Origin of the sequence: Collinsella sp. AM42-18AC (assembly GCF_003467965.1) — a bacterium.
Taxonomy (GTDB): domain Bacteria; phylum Actinomycetota; class Coriobacteriia; order Coriobacteriales; family Coriobacteriaceae; genus Collinsella.
On record NZ_QSFY01000034.1, the window covers coordinates 1 to 1,588 of the forward strand.

At 70.8% G+C, this 1,588-nt stretch carries 1 protein-coding gene; it reads right to left on the reverse strand.

Annotated features, from left to right (window positions below; genetic code table 11):
* Nucleotides 1-9: 9 nt before the first annotated feature.
* Nucleotides 10-1,299 (reverse strand): IS110 family transposase, encoded by a 1,290-nt coding sequence (locus tag DW913_RS09910; RefSeq protein WP_158566241.1) that lies wholly within the window; start codon nt 1,297-1,299, stop codon nt 10-12.
* Nucleotides 1,300-1,588: the final 289 nt, after the last annotated feature.

A 1,588-nucleotide genomic window follows, 5' to 3' on the forward strand; every position in this document is an offset into this window, starting at 1 on the left:
CTGACGCTCCTATTTGGCAAGGTGTTTTTTAGAATCCATTTTGCGCTCGGCCTCGAAGGCCCGCCTGTCCCAATCGAGCGGAAGTCCGGCCTCGACCCATGCCTCGTAGGCCCTCCTTATGGGCTTGAGCTCCCTTTGGCCCCTCTCCAGCATCGAGATGTACTTCTCGCTGGTGCCCAGTATGGACGCCGCCCTCACCTGGCTGACCCTCGCCGCGCGCCTGGCCGCCACGAGCTCCGAGGCGTCCTCGGGCCTCCTGATCTCGTGCGGGTGCATCAGCGCCCGGTACGCCTCCCTGGCCACGTAGCGCTTGAGGCACCTCATGACCTCCCTGTCGCTCTTCCCCCGCCCCCTGGCCCTCTCGGCGTACTCGGCGGTCTCGGGGTCGCGCATGACCCTCTGCCTCGCGATCTCGTGCAGCGCGCTGTTCGCCTGCCGGTCGCCGCCCCTGTTGAGCCTGTGCCTCACGGTCTTGCCGCTCGAGGCGGGGATGGGGCAGGCCCCGCATATCGCCGCGAACGACGCCTCGGAGCGCAGCCTGCCCGGGTTGTCCCCGGCCGCGACCGCGAGCTTGGCCGCGCTCACGGGCCCGCACCCGTACATCGCCAGCAGCGCGGGGCAGTTCTCCTCCAGGGACGCCTCGATCGCGCGCTCCATGTCGAGCGCCGCGTCGCGCGCCGCCTCCCACAGGTCCGCCAGCGCGCCGAGCGCGGCGCCCAGCGCGCCCTCGGCGCGCACGGAGGGGAGCTCCTCCATCAGCCTCGGCCCTCCCATGCCGCGGAACCTCGACCTGAGCCCCTCCGGCGCGGTGGTGAGCAGCGACCTCGCGGTGTTTATCGCCGAGGTCCGCGCCTTCACCGCCCCGGAGCGCGCCGCGAGCATGCAGCGCACCCCGTCGACCCACCCGTCCTGGCTCTTGGGGGTCCCGAGCTTCGAGCCGGACATCGCCGCGCGGGCGGCCCTCTCCGCGTCCGCCTCGTCGCACTTTCCCTGCCCCGGGCGCCTCCTCTGCATCCTCGCCGGGGAGAGCGCCTCGCGCACGGGCATCCCCAGCGACGCGAGGTGCCTGGTGAGGCCCGCCCCGTAGGACGACGTCCCCTCCATCGCGACGCAGGCCGGCTCCCCGGCCGCCGCGATCGCCCCGGCGAGCGCCTCGTAGCCCGCCGCGTCGGCGGGGAACTGGCGGGACAGGACCTTGCGGCCCCTCCAGTCGAGGACGCACAGCCAGTGCGAGTCGGCGTGGGTGTCGACCCCGCAGAAGACCGGCCCGCGGGCGCCGGGTGTCGATTCGGTTCTCATGTCTCGCTCCGTTCTTTCCGTGCTCGCCTGGACCGGGCAGACGGCACACTGACGGGGCGCGATAGAATGCGGTTGTTCGGGTCCGCGGTATCGCTCCATGCTCCTATTAGGTCATGCGGCGGTCTCGGCTCGCCGCGGCCCGCGCGGGACATGTCAGGAAACGAGGGCAGCCCTGTGGGCGCCAGCGGAATGTGGGGTCACCGCGCGGTCCGCATCTGATGGTGTCGACGTCAATGGTATACGGGTGCATCACCGACGTCTTCAATACAGACAATATCAGTGCGGAATG

What these genes read in the sequence shown, in the direction of transcription:
- DW913_RS09910 (WP_158566241.1), bottom strand. Translation starts at nt 1,299, where the DNA reads ATGAGAACCGAATCGACACCCGGCGCCCGCGGGCCGGTCTTCTGCGGG.